6 protein-coding genes and 1 tRNA gene (1 of these 7 only partly in view) are annotated in these 19,759 nt (G+C 53.5%); all 7 read right to left on the bottom strand.

What is annotated here, in order from left to right:
- Positions 1 to 656 precede the first annotated feature (656 nt).
- On the bottom strand, positions 657 to 3,083 hold the full coding sequence (locus FYC48_RS20470; protein WP_149498652.1) for an AAA family ATPase: 2,427 nt from the start codon (positions 3,081 to 3,083) through the stop codon (positions 657 to 659).
- A gap of 244 nt (positions 3,084 to 3,327) precedes the next feature.
- Positions 3,328 to 3,579, bottom strand: coding sequence for a DUF1580 domain-containing protein (locus FYC48_RS20465; protein ID WP_160149660.1), 252 nt, complete (start codon positions 3,577 to 3,579; stop codon positions 3,328 to 3,330).
- A gap of 116 nt (positions 3,580 to 3,695) precedes the next feature.
- On the bottom strand, positions 3,696 to 4,394 hold the full coding sequence (locus FYC48_RS20460; RefSeq protein ID WP_149498650.1) for a hypothetical protein: 699 nt from the start codon (positions 4,392 to 4,394) through the stop codon (positions 3,696 to 3,698).
- Positions 4,395 to 4,511: 117 nt separating this feature from the next.
- Positions 4,512 to 5,753, bottom strand: coding sequence for a tyrosine-type recombinase/integrase (locus FYC48_RS20455; protein ID WP_149498649.1), 1,242 nt, complete (start codon positions 5,751 to 5,753; stop codon positions 4,512 to 4,514).
- Between the two features lie 131 nt (positions 5,754 to 5,884).
- Positions 5,885 to 5,958, bottom strand: a tRNA-Arg gene (locus FYC48_RS20450).
- A gap of 429 nt (positions 5,959 to 6,387) precedes the next feature.
- Complete coding sequence (locus tag FYC48_RS20445; RefSeq protein ID WP_149498648.1) at positions 6,388 to 6,762, bottom strand: hypothetical protein; 375 nt, start codon at positions 6,760 to 6,762, stop codon at positions 6,388 to 6,390.
- A 1,239-nt stretch (positions 6,763 to 8,001) separates the two neighbouring features.
- On the bottom strand, positions 8,002 to 19,759 hold the 3' portion of the coding sequence (locus FYC48_RS20440) for a putative Ig domain-containing protein (protein WP_149498647.1). The gene runs 25,529 nt beyond the window's last position; 11,758 of the gene's 37,287 nt are visible here — the last part of the coding sequence; its start codon lies off the right edge, out of view; the stop codon is at positions 8,002 to 8,004.

Raw genomic sequence — 19,759 nt, 5'->3', positions numbered from 1 at the left:
TGATCGGGAAAAGGACTTGGTGCGTTCCCACAATACTTGATATGCATACTATCCATTTTGATTCCAACTGTTGGTGGCGGTTCGCGTCACCCTTTGTGCAGCGCTAGTCGACCACACCGAAGCGAGTTCGCCCCGATTTGGACGACGCGAAGTTGGACAAACCGCTGGCACATTGACAGCATCGCTTTTTGCGTCGGTCTATAACACCGATGCAGTTTTCGCTTGGTTCGCATCACCGTTATCGATTTCGCTGTTTTTGATTCCAGCCGAACTTCAGGTACGCAGCGATCGACTTGCTCCGGCAGGGTTGCAGTGCCTCAAGATTCGTCGCTAAGTGATTAATTCAAAAATCGTCATGACGGCATCGTGGGCTTTTTTTCTGTCAGGCCTCTGTGGTACGAGCGATGGATGTTGTCGCTATCTTCTAATCCTTTTGCCGATGGGTGTTTTTGCGTCGGCGTTCAAGCGGGACTTGAGTGCGTTCGGTTCGCTAGGGATCAATCGTTGTCACCTCGGGTCGCGATTGGTACGGGCGTCATAACACGCTGCGATTGGTATGGTACGCGGCCCTATTTATAGGCCGCGTACGTACCATCGCGTGTGTTTTGGTTTGCCAATGGTACGTACCAAAAATCCGATGCGGCATACCAAAAAAACTACGGAAGAGGATCGTCAGAAATTCGCTCAACACCGTCGACAAAGATGTTCCGATACATCGGGATCTCTTCCCCATTCTTCTTTGGATTCTCCACATCTTTCCGCGAGACCATTTTCTTCTCGAGCAATCGACAAAGAGATCGCTCTATTCGCTGCTGCCCGTAGACTGTATTCCGACGAATCGAACTGACCGACATCCAGTCGTTTTTCCCTGCAAGCACCTCAAGAACTTTGTTTTCAGTTTCCGCATCACTCTTTGCTTGTCGCAACTCGGACGGCGAAGGTTGACGTTTCAGCTTTGGTTCAATCGCTACCGGACGCCAAAGCGGGAAATCGAACTTGATCGTCGTCGGTTCAGGGCTTGGATTTGAACGACAGACCGCCTCAAGCACAGCACATCCGTCTTGCTCGTGAGGACGCAGGATTAGGTGCGAATCACAGGCTCGAGTCATTGCGCCAGCCCCGGCTCCCACGTCGGTCACGTTTTTGGATGATTGGTCACCTTTGCTGGTGTGGTGGTTCAAGATGATCGTCGCGTTCTGTTTTTGCGCGATGGCATCCAGCGTGTTGTAGAGTGACGTCATTTGGCTGTTGCTGTTCTCATCAACGTCATCAGGAATGAAGCGATAAAACGCATCGAGAAAAATGACGTCGTAGTTCTGCTCGTCGTATTCATCATTCAAAATCGAACACAACTTCACCAGGCAGACGAGGTTTCCTCTCAATGGGTCAATGGTGAGATTATCGGAAACGTCGGCAACGGGGATCCCAAGTGCATCAGCTACAGTCTGCAATCGAAAAGCGAGCTCCGTTCGATGGATCTCGTTGTCAAAGACCAACACGCGGGATTTATGAACTTTTCGTCCCAGCCAATCGCGACCTGAACATAGGCAAAACGCAAGCAAGTAGAGAAACCAGCTTTTACCCTGCTTTGGAGAACCGATAATATTGACGACCTCTCCGCGGCGGCAAACTCCCTCGATGATCTCTTCGTGCCGTTCAGGGAAGTTCTCGATCAGTTCGCTGAGCGACCATCCACCCTTCTGCCTTTCCGTTGAAGGCTTCTCACTTTCATCCTGTCGATCTAAATCGATTGGTTCAACCGAAACCGGTTCGGGATCATCGCGTTCTGGATCAGCTTCGTCTCGCTCAATTTCTTGAATCGTTTCGGTCGGGAATTCAATCACCGGAAGAATACACGCCATGTCCAACAGCTCATTCGTTGTCCCGCCCTGCGCGAAATAGTCATTCAAGTCATATCCTTTCACTTCATCGGGATTTGGAACGATCAAATTCCGCGCGGGGGATCCGTGTTGGACAAGCCTCTGACACCATCCATAAAGTTTGTCATCTTCGGCCAATGGGTCACCGATTGCGGATCGCTGTCCTGGCTCGTCGCAGTCATGGATGACGATAGAGTTAACTCCTTGGAACAGGCGAAAAATCCATGGATCGTCTCGATAGGTCGCATTTTGCTTGTCACAGCCGAACGGGTTAGTCCATGGGATCACGTCATCCGAGCGATCATCTCGAAGTAACAACGCGAGATAATCAGAGCAGCCTTCGGTCTTGCAGGCGGTCAACGAACAGAGATCTTTCGAGCGAAGAAGCTCGAACGCATTTTGCGGGATTGCAATGCCGGCGTGAGCACCATGTTCGCGTTTCATCGTCAATGTGGATTTTGGACCTTTGCTAAGCGGCCATTTGAGTCCACTCGCAGGCATCACCATCCAATTGACCGGCGTCCCTTTTTCCAGCGACTCGCCGAAGACTGGAACAGCGATTGCATTTTCCCAACGTTTACCAAACTTGAATTTAGAAAATCGAATTCCGGCATTGATCAATCGATCGACGTTGTCGGGGTTCCAACCTTTCTTCAGCAAAAACATCTGAGCCAAACGTTTTGCGCCATCATCCCAATCCTGAATTTTCAAATCTGGAAATGAAGGTTTAGACGACTTCACATCTTCATAAACTGGCTCTCGTTTTGATTCTCCCTGGAGAGTAATCAAGTTCGAAGAAGCCGAGGGCATATGCCTGCCAGAACCGATTCCAAGAATCGAGGCAACTTCGTTGATCTGAACTCCGTGCAATTTGGCGAAATCAATCCAGTCTTTCCAGTCAATATCCTTGCCATTGACCACGCCTTTGCCGCGTTCGGGATTGAAAAACCGAGCTTTTGGCTTTGTTGTGGGGCAAAATTCTGCAATGAATGGTTGGCCCTGAAGTATCGAGTCGGCCCCTAAGTAACCGAGATAAATCAGCAATGTCTGTCGAGCGGAGATATCTTCAGACAGGCATTCACGAACGAGAGTGAATCTATCCGATCGATTGTTCGATGAGGTGCCTTTCGTTTGAACACTATTGGGCGACGATTCCCCATTCAGTTTTTCCTGTGATTCTTCGATGAGTTTAAGAGTTCTCATTTTCTGCCCTCATTCACAGGGGACTTAAAATATCGAAGAGTGTTGAGATGATCCTGTTGCGACATTTCGGCATTTAAAAACATTCGCGGCGTTCGGTTGAGAAGATTCAACGGTGTCAAACTGGCTGACTCCGAAGGTTCAAAGATCGCTTGACGGCAAAGAAATAGCCGGTCGCCGAATCGAATTTCGATCCGCGATACCGGCTGTTGGTGGAAGCCATCTGTTGTCGTATCTAGAACGGCTGTTACGCGTTGGCAGTTCTGGCCGTGATAAAGCGAGTGAGAGCTTGCCGGCTTGTTAAAATCCGATTTCCAATTCGGACATGTTCAAGACGTGATCCGTTGACGCCACGCAAACACCAACGATAGAGAGTTGTCTTGTCGGGTCTTTTACCCAGTAGTTGCCGGAGTTCTTGGCGGGCATCTTGAAGAGTCAGAACGTCCTCGGTCAGGATCTTCTGAACGTTTTGACTGGCGAAATCGGTATTGCATGACATTGTAAACTCCTGCGTTTGGGGACTCGACTTGCAACGCGTGGGAGTATGTACTGACATTCGAACGCTTTTCCGGAAGCTGCCGAATTCTGCTGAATTTCGCACGTCCTGTGATGAGGCTAGATTCTCTTGATGTCGTTTCGGTATTTCTCCGGAAACTGGTCAATGTTGAAAACGAATCTGTTCGGTCCGATCATCTCGCAGTCGTATTCCCCGGATTCGATCATCACGTTGAGATAGTCTCGTGCTCCTCGTTCACTCGTGATGATTGGTGGCGTCCCAATCAGCTGAATCGCGTCCGCCTTGCTCATTGCGACCGTTCGCTTTTCCCATGGGATCTTCATTTGAAGCGTCGCGAGAGAAACGGTTGGGACAACATCCTGCTTACTCAAGCGACACATGAGATCGAGGAAATCGCTAAACGCACGAAACGCACAGCGGAGGCTAGTGGCTTCTGATTTGCAGTATTGCCAATTCAGATCGCCAGATCGACGCAGGGTTTCTTTGATCCGTATGACTGCCAGGGCAGCTATTCGAAATCCCTGTTCAAAACTTGCGAATATTTGGTAGTTGCGAAAGCCATCCAAGTTTGCGCGGGGGCCATTCTCGCGAGCGATATGATCTCGAATATGACGAAGCTCATCCGCTAGCGTGGTGATCAACTCATTGGCCTGCTTTATCTTCGATGCCGAATCAATCGAGATCTTTGTGGAAGCGAGCTCATCGATCAAAATCGCCGCCGGAAGCAGTTTTTGCCGGCACTTGATTGCAGACTGGATCCGTACTTCATAGTCCAGATCGTTCGGTTGAAATTCCATCGCCGCTGCTTCTCTTCTGTTGGATACCAATGATGTTTTCCAAGATGAACGATATTTCGCGTCTGCCCCGAGCAGGCAAACGGCGAAGTGTCTTCAATCTGGCGATGAATCTAGTTGTTAGAGCTTGGGGGCTGCATTCGCGGCACGCGTCGCTGCTTCTTCGCTTTCACGGGCGTAGTGTTCAGTCATCAATGCGGTAGAGTGCCCCAGCAATGCCTTTGCATCCTCGATGCCAAGTGCGGCCCTGACTTCCGTCGCTGTGAGATGTCGAATTTGATACGGAGTCCATTTTTCGACGTTTGCGACAACGATCGCTCTCGCAATTGCTTGGCGATAGGATGCAGAGTCGTATCGCTCCCGAGGTAGACGCTTCGGAGTCTTTTTTCGATTACTCCCTGGTCGATTCCCTTGGTTTTTCGGTGTCTTCCGTCGCGCTGCTGCTTGCGCATGTCGCCACGCCATCGCTTCCTTGGGAGAGAAGCAATAGCTTTCGGGAGATCGTTGCAGGAACTCGGTCACTGCTTCTCGAGCGTCACCGACAATGGGTATTGCCTTATCCTTCCCGCACCATTGGGTCTTGTGTTCGCTAGGACGGTAAATCCAGACCTCGCCTTTTCGATCGATGTCGCATGGTCTCATCATGCACAATTCCTTTGGGCGCATCCCGGTCGCGACTTGAATCCGCAACATCGCTTTGATGATGGGCGAGAGATGCTCCGTTGTTTTGCGTACCGTTTCGAGGGGCACCGGTGCAGTTCTTTCTTTTTCGGGGGCTATTGTTTGGCCTTTGCGTAGCGGTTCGAGCGTCCGCAACCGTTCAAAGACGTTGACTTCGACGAGCTCGCCCGCGACAGCATGTTTAAAGATGCCAACGACACAGTTGGTCAAGCGATTGATGTATTTCCTAGAAAGCCCTTCGTTGACCAGCATGGCTCGAAACCCCTTCAGCCTTACCGGACCGAATTGATCTGCAAGGATGTCGGCAAACAATTCATCGACCTGATCGCATAGCCGAAGATGCCGATGCTTTTCTTGCTTCGCGTTTTGGTACTTCTCATTGACATGCTCGCGATACAGAGCGGTGACGTGCCGGACGAGCACTGTTGTGTCAGCTTGGTGCTGAGGAGCTGAGATGCCACCGAGAATGACCGCGACCTGAGGATCCAACGAAGCGAGCTCGAATCCAGCAGGGAGTGTCAGATTGCCCTGTTGATAAATGGCGACTAGAGCGGCGTACCTTGCGATCGATTCAGGTGAATCATGCGTGCCGAGGTAGAAATCACGCCCTGCGATCGTGACGACAGATTGGCCGCTCATGTGGTAGCGGCGTGCAGGTGCTTTGGCTTTCGGTCTAGCCATTAGAAGCGTCTCCCGTTTGGAATCCGACCGAGTTTTTCGGTACAGATTCAGATTTGAAACGGGGCCGCACACCAAACAGGTGGTAACGCCGATGGGCGTTCCGGCCGGTAAATTGCAGTGTTATTCTACAGCACGCCCAGGAGGATTCGAACCTCCGACCGTCGGATTAGAAGTCCGATGCTCTATCCAGCTGAGCTATGGGCGCTTGTGGGGATTGCGTGTGCTACATGTCGCTATTGCTGCACCGAAGACGAGCTTTTTTCGGGACTGGGATGCGTATTCCCACTGTTTTGGTGCTCACCTTTCATTCGTCGCACGCTTTGCGAGATTGTATTCCATTGCCACTCTATTGGGAAGCGAACTTTGCGCCCCATGACGGCGGCCTCGTACGACTCGCCCTAACCGTGTATTGATTTTCAGATTGATTTCTCTTACTGTCGCCTTCTTCTCCGCAAAAGCAGACGCATGAACGCTACTTTCGCAGAGCGAAAGGCGACGATAGAAACTTGACAGGCCCTCAACTGCGAACCAGTCCGCCGGAGTGACTCGCGAAGTCCCATTCGAAAGGATTGCCCTGCTGGAGACTTGCCCTACCGACCCTTTGCCCCCCTGACCGATCTGTGGTTGAGTGCCATCAGACGCTCGCGCGGGCTTTAATCTCGCGGTACAGCTTTGCCGTGTGGCCTTCGTCGTCAAAGATCCCGGTCAAGGCTTCTTCAAGTGTGTCGTATCCATTGTCGGCAGGATCGATCGCCTCGAACCACGCCGCCGATCGCATAAAAAGTTCATCAAGTTGATCTTCTGAAATCGGTTGCTCGAAGGCTCGGTCAAGGTCCTCGAATAGTGACGCGGTTTCTCCCCCGTCGCCGTACACCGACTCAAGGTGCTCTCGCTTTTGCTGCGGGCTGAACTCCTCCGGAAACTCGTTGTCGAACCAGGCGCACATCAACGCCAGACGACGCCCGTCGTTAAGAAGGTTTTGCCGGGTTTGGGGGTCAAGGGATGCCATGGGCGTCACCGAAAGACTGAGAATTTGATCCGATTTGGACGGGGGCAGTGCGGATGAATCTTAATCGAGTCGTTCCCAATTCAACACACCCCACCGATTGGCTCCAACGGGTATCGAGACTCGACGCTCGCGCATCGACTTGCAATGGCGATCGAAGTGTTTGGTATCCTCGATTTCGTCCTCTCAAATCGGAATTGATCCGTGTTTGGGCAAGTGGAGACGGGCCCTCGGCGCACGAAAAAACCCGTTTGTCGCGGCCAAGGTAAAACCACGACAAACGGGCAATATCTCGCGATCAAAGGATGATCTCGAGTGGGGAAGCTGACCCATAAGCGTCAGCCCGCCGACTGGGTCTACGGGTTACTTCCCCGTTGGCTAGTACAGCAATAATCCACTTGATCACCTCCTTCACTTTGATGGTTAGACGCGTCCGGCCCCTTGCGCCAACAAGAGTGGTGCCGGCGGCGTTCGGAGTTAGTCCGTCGCACCGCGTTAGTGCGACCCGACAAACAGATTATCGTTGCCAGGCAAGTCGAAGGCAAGTTTGATCTGTTAAGAAGAGGGACACCGGGGTGGCAGATGGGTTCGGAGGGTGGCCGTTTTTTTCCCTGATGGCGTGTAAAGCCAAGCCAGACGCCCGTTCCGGCGGCACGACAATCGCCACGGTCGAGTGTCCGTTGGGGACTCGACACTTGGTACGTCTAAGTAGCGAACGGTGTCTTCGCCCAAAAAAGGCATGTCGTCGGTAGCCGCTCGTGACGAAAGCTCCCCGAATCGATGGCGAACCTGGCGCGAGCGAAGTCGATCGCAGACGCCATTTCGAAACACGACTCGCAGTGTCGGCGCGATGGGGTTCCGGCGCCGGATTAGGTATTCCGTCTAGCCCGGTGGTTCGGCTCGGCTTACCAACCGACGGGCGCTAGCCGGAGACGTTGTACAGGAACCGTGGCAAACGCCATTCGGCTGATTGTGATTTCAGATGTTGATGAGACGCCCGCCCTCCCCGGCCGCTTAAACGTCCGCCCCTCCCGCAAGCGGAAGGGTGATTTCGGAGATGCAGGTGATTCCGAAACCCTTGGCGGCCATCTGATTTAGCTGTAGTCGCCTTTCATTCCGTGAAAGCTGCCTACGTCATCGCTACTTTTGCGGAGCACAACGCGACTATGTTCGTCGCATTTTTGACTAATTCGACAAGCCGTCGGCAAGTTCCGCTACCTTAGTTCAAAAGTAGGCGAAGGGTTAAAACCAGCCCTCGTTTTCGTCTGGTTCCCACCCGGCGAGTGCTTGATCGAAGGCCTCTGGTTCGGCGACCTGCTGACGCGCTAGGTGATTGATCACCCGGAGGGCATCCATCGGTGTGGCAAGCCCGTCACCGTTGACGTCGAAGTACGGCGCGGGGCCAACCTGGTCGGTGATTTCGACAAAGCGACGGGTGTCCGGATCGAAAACGCTTCCCAAGGCAAGCTGGTTGATCACGACCAACGCATCCAGAGGTGATGCCGATTGGTTGTCATCAACGTCGTACTGATTGACCGGATTTTGCCAACCATTGGTGGCATCGAGTCGGATGTTACTGATCTGTACTTGGCTTTCATCTTCGCCAAAACCAATCAAGTCATACATCAACGTGGTGACGTCGCCGCTCGCTTGTTCGGGCAAACTGACGACGACATTAAAAGGTTGACTCAAATCGATCTGGCCGCCGCTTCGGGTCACGCCCTGCACGCGAACTCCATCAGCATAATGAATCGTTCCGTCGGGCTGAACGTTCAGAATCGCATCGCCGCCCGCAAGTGGCTCAATCATGTTCAGCACACTCGATCCTGATGCGCCATCAATCAAACCAACCTCGAACGCTTCGGGCGGATCGACCGCGTCGCCAAACTGAATCCCGGAGTCGAGTTGCAGACCATCTACCGTAAATGAAAGCGTGCTTCGTCCTGTCGGCAGGACGAACGATTGGGAAAGGCTGGCCAACATCCCGTCTGATTCACGCAATGTCACTTCCCCCGAATCGATGACGACCGGAGCCGTCGTTGTCCACGCGAAATCGCTTGACATGGGGTCCGATTGGCTGAAGTTGCGATTTAGCAATCGGTTGTTTACCTGCGGTGGATCGACAACCGGCAATTCGACAAATTCGGGCTCCGCTTGAATTGATCCTCGACCGTTGTTTAACGACGAAGCGTCAGCGAACGTCGACGAATCCGTTGTTCGCTCGAGGTTCCACACCGCGGCGACGGGAACGATATCAGCCTGCGTAAGTCGCTTGACGACACCGGGATCGATCCGCCCGCTCATCACAGCCGACTGGTGAAACGCACTCTCCAATTCGCTGCCATTACGTTCAAGTCGGAATGAACTCGCCAATCCGTTGTAGACCAAGCCATCCGAATCGCTGTCGACGTAGTGGGCAAACTGTGGTGTGAAGGCATCGAATCCGATGGCATGTCCGACTTCGTGCAGCAGCACCGAACTGAGATCGAAGCCATCGAACGACCATCCCAAACCACCGGCATTTTCGTCAATCGAGATTACCGCAGTCGCAGGTCGCCCGTACGAATCCCGCTGTGTGATTTGCGTCGCTCCGAGAGAGTGACCGCTGAGGTCTTTCACCTCGAACGTGATCTCAACCGCCGGTGTGTACCCGATCGCTTGCCCCCAAGTTTGCAGCGCCCAATCGCCACACGCATCGAGATTGGTGATCAAGTCATGCTCGGTACAAGCGGGCGAGTTGACTTGAACAGGATCGAACGCGTCATCAAACATTGCCGGCAACTGCAATGGGCCATAAACGGTCGAAGCCATTACCTGCAACGGTGCGGGGATGAAGTAGTCATCATCGAGAATGATCTTTTTCGTCTCGCCGACGAACGCGCTACCGAGGAACTGAACACGTTGCTTGACCGTGTACTCGGGATTCAGCCGGTTGTAGTGTTTTCCGAGAAAAGTCGAGGAGGTGAGCTGACCGAGTTTCGCGGCGAAAGGGAACGAGAACTTTCGCTTCGTCGTGATGATATAGCCGTGGGCCCCTTTCTTGATCGGATGGCCAGCGTCAAACCCATCTCTGACGAGCAGCTCAAATTCGGCGGTATCTTGTTTATACAACTCCACGAGATCGTACTTGCGATTGGATCGCTCATACGTATCGAAACTTTCACGCAATGTCTGCAATTCGCCGGCCAGTTCGAGCTCGTTTGCTTCGTTCGCGCGTTTAATTCGCAGATCGAGTTGATTCTTTGCGAAGTCATAGAACTCATTGATCACCTCCGCACCGACGATCTTCTTATCGACAATCGCCCCTTTCTTGCCCGTCACATCATCGATCGCATCTTTGTCAAAGACCTTTTCAACTTTCTTCGCGATCAGTTCTTCGTATTGCTTTAGCGTTGCCGTCGTAAAATTTAAGTCGAAGTCACTGAGTGGCCCCAGCGGCGTTTTGAATAGGTCGGAAACGATTCGCCAGGCATACGTGTAACGCTCACCTTGAAGCACACTAAACGGAGTGGCTTTTCCGGTGATAATCTCTGTGACCCAATCGGCACGGAAAAGAAACTGATCGATCGAAGCGCCAAAGGAACCGCGTTCGAAAACGCCGTTGATCCCAAATTTCCCACCGTGCTCCGGAGAGAGCGCGAACTGCGCGGTGATCTCTGTCATGACGGGGTTACGGACTGACTTTTGATCGACGCGACGCACCACTTCCGCAGCCTCCGCGGGCGTCAGTCGTGCGAGTTTTTCGCTGACCGTTCCCTGACCTGGTTTGACCGAGTTGACCGCGTCATTCATGACTTCGTTCAGCTTGTTCCAAACATTGGGAAGTCCGATCCGTCCCTTTTGTCCCATAAATTGGCTAAGTGACTTTGAGAACTGTGCCAACCGTGGATCGAGCGATGAAGAAGCGAGTTCTTCCAGGTGCTTGGCAACCGCACTTGCTTCGCCGATTTGCTTCTGCACGTCGGGATCTTTCAGATCCTTCATGCGTTTGACAAGGCCGTCGGTTTCGTGGAAGAGGTAAGCTTCCGGTCCCGGTGCATCTGGCTTGATGACCTCGTAGTAGTTCGGTCCGATTGGTTCTTTAATAAAACGCGACGACTCGATGGTCTTCGCAACATCCTTGAGACGCTGAATTTCAGCGGGGGTAAAATCTTTCAGTCGATACTTGACATCCGCTCGACCGAAATAGCTTTCCACTTCGATCTCGACTTTGTCGAAGTCGTAGTTTGCGTCCTTGAGTTGATGTTTCAGATCTTCAAATCCGAGCGCGTTCTTTTCGGCGGCCGCTAGGATGTCGAGCGCCTGATGCGTGGTGTAGGGGTTGCCGAGTAGCGAATCGATATCGATCGACCGTGGCCCGCGACTTTCGAACAATCGCAATACCCTGCCTCCCGCACGAACGAGGCCCGCCGTGATGGCTTTGGCACCAGGGGCGGCGACGAGTTCTCCGATCGTTGAGAGCACCTGAGCTTGTTCGGTCGCGTCGTCGGAAACGATTTGACTCGGCAAATCCATGATCGCATCGATCGCAGACTTTGCAACCGCGAGGGCGCCTTGCTGCTGTAGGGCCATCGAAACTTTCGAATAGCGTTCCCGCTGGGCGCGCTCGCTGGGCAATCCATAGCCTTCCATCGAAATCACGGCGGCATCGGCGAGCATCCCGCCGACTTCCATCAATTCCTGGACTACGGTGAGGTACGTCGCCGCCGTGACTGCAGATAAATAACCCAAACGATTCATAATCGCGTCGCCCCAAGGGATGGGGCGGTAGGGATCGTAGAGTTCGACTTCGCGATTGAGTCCCTTCGAGTCAATCGAGATCGCTTTCAAGTCGAGATCGATCAACTTTGACTGCTGATTGGTGTACCGCCCCAACTGGTTGAGTTTTTGATACCCGGCCTGATAAACATTCTCGACCGACAAAGAAGTGACCGACTTGGGCGACGTAAAGACACCGACGGCGAGTGACGCATAGAATCCCGTCAATTCGATCGCCGGCTTCAAATCCTTTGCGATCGCGGCGTTGATGTTCGTGGTGTTCTGGGCGATCGAAAGTTCAAACTGGCGGGCTCCGTTGCCCAGCGGATTGGCGACACCGCTGCCCCAGACACTGGCGACTCGACCGCCATGGGAATTGGAAACCGCACTGGTGACCTCAGAACTACCGACCGGGACAGCTTTTAATCCGTTCGGATCGCGGTTGTTGATTGGATCGCTACCGGCATATCGGTAAAGGTTTACGTCACCGCCCAACAATCCGCTTGGGTCAGTCGATAAGAATCGACCGGTGCTGGGATCATAGAACCGAGCTTGGCTGTAGTAGAGATTGAGCTGCGGATCGAATTCACCGCCTGAATATAGAAAACGTGAGGTAACTTGATCCGTCAACGCCGAAATCACTTCACCATAGGCCCCGTAGTCGAACCGGTTCAGGACTGCGCCATCGGCGTCAACGATCAGTCGCGTTGAATTCTGCCGATCGTGAAGCAACCAATTGAAGTCTCCGCTACCAAAATCCTGTGCATGAACCAAGTCAGTCTCGGCGTCACTGAGATAGACGACGTCGATCGCGGCATTTTCACTTGAGTCGATCAAGATTTCGCCGATTAACTTCGCCCCGTCGTAGATGAAGACACGTTCTTCGGAAATCGCAAGCGGCTGCCCTTGTTCGGACGTTTGAATCGTCTGCTTCACTCGACGATCAAGACCGTCGTACACGTAATCGACCTGCCACAAAACTTGATCACCCGAATCGGTCATCACCACACCGACGAGGCGGTTTCGATGGTCCCAACGAAGTTGTTTGCTTTGGCCGGTCGATTGGTCATCGACACGGATCAAGTTTCCTTCGTTGTCGTAGGTGAGCGACAAATCGCCGTTCGATTCAAGACGATTCCCGTCACCGACCGTGAAACCGTCATCGAGACGGTTACCGGTATCGTCATAGGCATATCCTTCATCGGTCAGATCCGATGCCCCATATTGCACGCCCGTCAATCGATTGGCGTCGTCATACCCATAAGTGACCGTACCGGCCGAGTCGGTCGTCGTTGCGAGTTGTCCGTCGGTGTAAAACGCGTAGGCAAATGACTCCAGGGGCCCACTACCGGATTCATGTGCGATCGATTGAACCAGGCCTCGAGCGTTGCGACCGATGGTTGTCACAATTTCGGCAGACGAACTTGATGAGCGTCGGATTTCCGAAAACGCATTCGGAAGCGTCAGATCGTCTGTCAACGTGATTGTCTTGTCACTTACAAACGTCCCCGTTTGGTCAACCCCGGATAGCCGATGAGTTTCCGGATCGAAGTTGTAGTCATTGACGACAAACGGAGATTCGCTACCGAGTGAAACGGCCGTTTGTGTCACACGCCCCAGCAGATCCGTTTGATGATCGATCTCAAGTTGAAGCGTCCCAATGGCAAGCTGTTGCTGTTTTAAACGGTCTGACGCGTCGTCGGTCAATGACAACTGAACCGAAGTCTCGCCACTATCGATTTTTGTGACGCGTCCGATCGCGTCGATCTGAAACTCGATACCACCAAGCTGATCATCGTTCGAGTCGTACCATGACTCGGCAATCAGGTCGCCAGCGAGGTTATGTTCATAGGTCGAGCGGCGACCATTTCGATCCACCATCTCGATTTGATTGCCTTGGGCATCGTAGGTGTATTGACGCGTTCCAAACTGGGTCGTTTCACTTAGCTGGCGATTTTCGGCATCATAGGTGTAGGACGTGATTTGATCACTAGGATCAATCATTCGAGCCAAATTCCCGGTGGCGTCGTACTCGTATCGGCTTGAATTTCCGATCGGATCGATGACTTCGACCGTTTGATTACGACTATTGAATCGATACTCGGTCGGCGGAGCATTGTCGGCTTCAAAGAAGAATCGCAAGTTGCCGACGGCGTCAAATTCGTAGCGCCGTGTGTTCCCATCGGCATCGGTCGTCTGACTGAGATGGTTTCGCGCATCGTATTGATGTGTTTCGGACCATTCGCCGATCACCTCCGATTTCAGGTTCCCTGATGCATCGTAGGTAAACACTCGATCGGGCTCGCCCGCCGTTTCAATCCTGCTTTGCCGTCCAGCTTTATCAAAGTGCATGACTTGGGCGATCACGCCAGTCGCATCAATGATGGAAATGGTGGGTCCGTCGTCCGTTTGAGCGTATTGCCAAGACTGCGTTAAATCCCCGCCGGCTTCTTCGGAATGGGTTCGTTTTTCGGTTTTTCGACCGACGAAGTCATACGCATAAGTGACCTGATTGCCCAACGCGTCGACGATTTCCAATAAGTCTCCGTTGTCGTTGTACGCCATTCGCGTCACGCTTTCGCGAGGTTGATCCACGGTACCGGTGTTTCGTTTCACCTCAACGACTTGATCGGAATGGTTGTACGCATAGTCAATCGCATAAGCCTCTCCACCGACCGGAACCTCGCGGACGACGTTGCCGACCGTATCGTAGAAGTACTGCGTCACGAGGGCGTCAAAACCTGGAGTGACGGGGACATCCGATTGGAAATCCGGGGTCGCGGCCGATCGGCTTGATTGGGTCAATCGCCCCAGCCCGTCGTACTGCATTGTCGTCGCGAAAAACTCGCCCGTTATGTCTCTTGGGTCTGTCTGCCCGATCTGTCGTCCAAGCAGATCGTATTGGAATGTGATCGTCGATTCGGAATCACTTCCCACTCCGACGGTTTGCACGATCGGTAGCGAACGTGCTTCGTAGGACGTTTCGTGAACATTGCCGACCGCATCGACCAGTCTGATCAGATTACTAACTTCGTCGTAATCGTAGGACGTCACGCCTCCGAGTGGATCCGTGATCGTTTTGATTCGTCCCAGTCCGTCGTACTTGGTGACGGTTTCATTCCCGCGTCCGTCACGCGTCACCGTCGTATTCGGATCGGGGTACAACGTGTATGACGTTTCCCCTTCGCCGTTGGTGACCGACGTTTCACGGTCCATCCCGTTGTAGGTTCGAGTGGATGTTCCAAACTTGTCTGTGGCAATGACCAGATTGCCATAGCGATCGGACGTGTATCGGATTTCATCGCCCACGGCATCGATGATTGCGGCGGGGTAATTGAGATCGTCGTATTCGAATTGAGTGACGTAGTCCGCGCCGCCGAACCCTTGTTCTTCGATCAAGTTACCGGACTTGTCATACGACATCCGCTTCGTCAGTCGCTTCGGATCATCGTCGGTGCCTCCGAGAACAGAGGCTTCGACCAAAAGGCCGCTCGCATCGTAGACGAATGCTTGGCGATACTCGTCCCCTCGAGGATCAACGTAGGAAGCACGATAGCCGGCGGCATCATAAGTCCAGCGTTCGACTTCTCGATCGGAATCGAGAAGCGTTCGACCGCTAAACCGATCCACCGTCGCGACTTGTTGATCGACGGTGTAGGTGTAGACCGTCGCGTAATCCGCACCGCGTGGATCAATCTCGGTCATCGTTTGACCGGCGTTTCCATAGCTGTACTGCGTCGTTGCGATCGGCCCTGGCTGCAGTTCAGTCCCCGTGGGAGTCGATTCCACGACGAGACGCCTGATTCCGTCGTAGAGGTATTCGGTGGTGTAATAGTCACCGCGTGGGTCGGTCATTTTGACGAGGTTACCAGCCCCATCGTACTCGTACCTGGTGACATTGCCCTCTCCGTCACGAGTACTGCGAACGCGATTCGCCGCATCATACGTGTTCTCGAAACGAATCGTTTCACCGGCCAAGTTTAACAACGGTCCGACGGTTGCCGTGACATTGCCGATCGCGTCGTATTCTTTCTCTACCGTGAATCCTTCGGCATTGGTCGTCGAAACCAACCGATCATTCTGGTCAAAGGTATGCAGGATCGTACGTTCGGCCGTGTAGGCATCCGCCGCGTAGCGTTCACGGATGACGTTGCCATTGTCGTCAAAATCAAAGGTGCTCTCGTTGCCGGCCGGATCAATCCGCCGAAACTGTCGCCCCGCAGCGTCATAGTTGTACGTGGTGCGTAGAAGCTCGCCATCGGCCCCTTCCCGTGGTCCTTCGGTGACGATCAGCCGACCGACATTGTCGTAGATATACGATTCGACAGCGGATTCGAGTGGTGCCGAGGGAATGCCACGCGGCATTTCGACTTCGACCTTACGATTGAGTTCATCGAAAGTCGTTCGCGTCGTGAAGTACTCACCTCGCGGGTCTTGCCGAGCAACTTCGTTGTTGTTCTTGTCGTAACTGTAGACCCACGTTGCGACCGGCCCCGGCGCTTCAGGAGTTCCCGTATTCGATGTCCGCGTGACGACGTTGTTCGCGCCGTCGTACGTCGATCGGCTATTGAAAAATTCGCCGCGTGGGTCGTGCGTTTCGACGACATTGCCAGCGGCGTCATAATCGAATCGAGTTGTCAGAATTCCGAAGCCGTCGAATTGCCCTGTTCCATCGCTCGCACCGGGGACGGCAGTTTCCTGATGAATCGCGATCCGACGGTTCAACGGATCGTAGTCGTAGCTGACCGAGACGTCCCGAGGATCCGTTTCAACGGTCAGGTTGTCGTTCAAGTCGTATTGATAGGTTCGTTTGAGCGATTCGTCGTTGCCATTGAGACCAGAAGGTTGAACGACTTCCAAAAGGTTCCCACGGGCGTCATAGCTCATCGTGGTGGTCCAGAGCTGTGGATCGTCTTCGGCCCTTGGGTCGATGATTTCGGTTGTTCGGCCAGCCGCGTCGTAGGCGTAACCGGTCGTATTGCCTTCGGCATCAGTCGAGGCAATCAAACGGTTCGCGTTGTCATACTGCATCAGGCTTGTATGAGTCAGACCAATCGCATCCGAAAGAGTAACTCCAGAACAGAACGTCAGCCCGGCATTCGGGGCAATCTCGGCAGCGACATTCCCGGCACCGTCGTACACCGTGCAGTTGGTGTTTCCCAATGCGTCACTTGATCCGATCAAGCGATTGAGACCGTCGTAATAGAAGGTTTGTTGATGTCCTTGTGGATTCATCACGGACGTTTGGTTATTCGCGTCGTCGTATCCGTAGAACCACGTGTGTCCCTGGGCATCGGTTTTCGACTCGAGACGCCCTGCGGAGTCAAAGGCGTATGATGTCGTCCAATTGGGGTTCCTTGCATCGTATTCCTTGACGATGTTGCCGATTCCATCGTACTCGAACACCGTCGACGCCAATCCGTCGCCCGACGGCGCGATCCGCTGAGTCTGGCGATTGAGCTTGTCATAGACAAATTCTGTCGCGGTAACTTCGGGACGTGGATCCGATTGCAGCACTAAGTTCCCGGTGTCATCGTACGTCGTCGTGACAGAGATCTCCGAAGCGGTTTCGAAAGCTTTGGTCGTCGTCTTGAGGTACAACCGGTCGTCGTATTCGTAGCGAGTGATCGTTCCTTTTGCATCGACAAACATTTCGATCTTGCCGACGTCGTTGTAGTACCGACGTGTCGTCGCTGGACCTTCAGACCCTGCGCCTTCGGTCTGAGCAACCAATCGGTTGAGCTTGTCATACTCCCATTTCGTGTGAACGTTGGTTCCAACCTTGCGTTCTGAGAGTTGATTGCCAAGCGTGTCGAAGGTCTGAACCAATTCAACTTTACGATCGTCACCGACATCGTTGCTAAGCGGAATGGTTGTCGTTTGACGACGTCGATCACTGGACCACGAGTTTGTGACGACATAGGTCGAATCAGAATCACCTTGGTCTTGACCGGGTATCGGACGACGAATGGTGGCGACGGCGTCGTACGCGTCATAGGTGTATTCGGTCTCGTTGCCTTCGGGATCAACGATATTAACGACGCGCCCGATCACATCGTACGTCGTTTGCGTGCTGTATTCGTTTCCGATGGCGAGGGTGTTTCGTGGATCGATGACTTTGGTGCGTCGGCCGAGTTCGTCATATTCATAGGTGGTCGTGCGGCCTTCCGGATCAATTTCCTGAACCAACCGTTTTGCGCCGTCATAGACAAAACGGAAAACGTCGGTCGTCGCACGCGCGTCGTCAACTTCCAGAATTTGCCCTTCGCCACTGTAGGTCGTCTTCGTAACGCCACCCTCGGGGTCAAGCACTTCGACAATTCGGCCGAACTGATCGATTGTATGCGTTGTCGTATAACCGCGCTCGTCGGTCGACGTTCGAAGCTGGCCTTCGGGATAGTAAGTAAACGTCGCTGCTTCCGCGGCGCCACGTTTCTCGCTAACCAATCGATCTCGATCGTCGTACTCGAACTCACTTCGGAATTCCTCTGCGGTATCGGGAGCTAAAACGATTGCCGTGCGGTTCCCGTTGGCGTCATACTCGTAGAGCGTCTGTTGGTCTTCGGCATTGGTCCGGATAGCGACCTGATTGAACATGTTGTACTGGAAACGAGTGACCTGGTTTCCGGTGGTGTTATAGATCGTGGTACTGACCGGTCGATCCGCATGGTCATAGACGGTATCGGTCCGCATGTCTGGCAGCGGTCCCGATTCCGATGTCACGCGTCCACGCGCATCGGGAGTCTTGGTGATCACGCCGCCGTGATGAAGGATGACGGACGTCGTCCGGCCGGCGTCATCGAGGACGTAAGTTGTCTTACGCCCAAGCTGATCGTAACTGGCGACGGCCTCGTTGTAGGCGTTGTAGACCGTTGCGATCGCTTCACCGTCCGGCTGCCGGATGATGTGGACGTCGCCACCGGATTCCCCTGCGATGGCATAGTCGGTACTGAGTTCACCAAGTGCGTAGGCATATTCAGTCTTTAGATCCAACTCTCCGACAGCTTCGATTCGCGTCTTCTGTCGGTCCATGACGTCCCACTGGGTCGTCGAAATCACATCGTCGGCGTCAACCCTTCGGACTTCGTTGCCATGCGCATCGAATTCATAGTGACGTGTGACCTCCGCTTCGCCGGGCAGACCACGTTTGATTTCTTTGGTGATCCGGTTCATCGGATCACGGACATATTCCGTCTCGAAGCCGTTGGCATCGGTGACGGTTTTGACGTGACCCGAAGGATAGTAGGTGTAGCTTCTCACCCCATCTTCAAAGATCATTTGGCTGATCAAGCCTTGGGCGTTGTAGTTTCGGTCGATCTGATTGCCCAGCGCGTCGGTCGCGATATCCGGCAGATATCCGTGAGCTTCGTCGTAAGTAAAGCTTTGCGTCGTCGTCGAAGGGCTTCCCTCGGGTGCACGTGGATCGGTAATGACCGTTTGAAGAATGTTCCCGTTGGGGTCAAGCGAGTGCAGCGTGACGCGTCCGACCGCATCAACGGTTTCCACGGGAATGTTGTACGATTCCGAATAGCCGAACCGAGGGTCATAGTCGTAGGTGATCGTTTCGGTTGCGGCTGTCCCGTCGGGAAAATCGGTTTGTGAGACGACGTTTCCAAATTCGTCGCGGACATAACAGATCAAATTGCCGACCGCATCTTTCTCGACTTCGACCCGACCACCGTTTTCACCACGGCCGACTTGTTTCGTTTTGCGTTCGTCGTCTCGCGAGTCGTGATACTGACCAAACTTCGTCATCTTGAACTCGCGTCGAGTTCCCTTGAAATCCGTGTGGACGGCTTTGGCGGTGTAGCTGGTCTCCGACGATTCCTTCGGTTCGCCACCACATTCGTCGATCAGGTTTTCGCTGAGCTCGGCCGTCGCGGGGCTCGACAAGATGTGCAGCGTCTCCGATTCAAGGGGATCGTGAAGCTTTTCAGGGTCAGCCAAATACAGGAGTTGCGCCGGGGTCAACGTGGTGGTTTTCCCGTCCACCCGCTCTCCACTGATGAAGCGTCCGCTCAGCTCGTGGTATTCGTACTCGTCCTCGAAGGATGCTCCGAAAGAGTCCGTCGGATCGTTCCCACGAGGCAGCCGTTGACCTGTCATCAGGTGCACGCCGATCTCTGGATCTTCCTTGTGCGTATAGTCGTACTCGAACGTGTGTTCGGCGTCGTCGGGATGAGTGATACTGATTAGATTGCCTTCAAGATTCCTGAACCGTGTGATACGGTTGGCGGGATCA

It is taken from the genome of Roseiconus lacunae (assembly GCF_008312935.1).
Classification (GTDB): domain Bacteria; phylum Planctomycetota; class Planctomycetia; order Pirellulales; family Pirellulaceae; genus Stieleria; species Stieleria lacunae.
This window is presented reverse-complemented; position numbering and strand designations above follow the sequence as displayed.

What these genes read in the sequence shown, in the direction of transcription:
- FYC48_RS20470 (WP_149498652.1), bottom strand. Translation starts at nt 3,083, where the DNA reads ATGAGAACTCTTAAACTCATCGAAGAATCACAGGAAAAACTGAATGGG.
- FYC48_RS20465 (WP_160149660.1), bottom strand. Translation starts at nt 3,579, where the DNA reads ATGTCATGCAATACCGATTTCGCCAGTCAAAACGTTCAGAAGATCCTG.
- FYC48_RS20445 (WP_149498648.1), bottom strand. Translation starts at nt 6,762, where the DNA reads ATGGCATCCCTTGACCCCCAAACCCGGCAAAACCTTCTTAACGACGGG.
- FYC48_RS20455 (WP_149498649.1), bottom strand. Translation starts at nt 5,753, where the DNA reads ATGGCTAGACCGAAAGCCAAAGCACCTGCACGCCGCTACCACATGAGC.
- FYC48_RS20460 (WP_149498650.1), bottom strand. Translation starts at nt 4,394, where the DNA reads ATGGAATTTCAACCGAACGATCTGGACTATGAAGTACGGATCCAGTCT.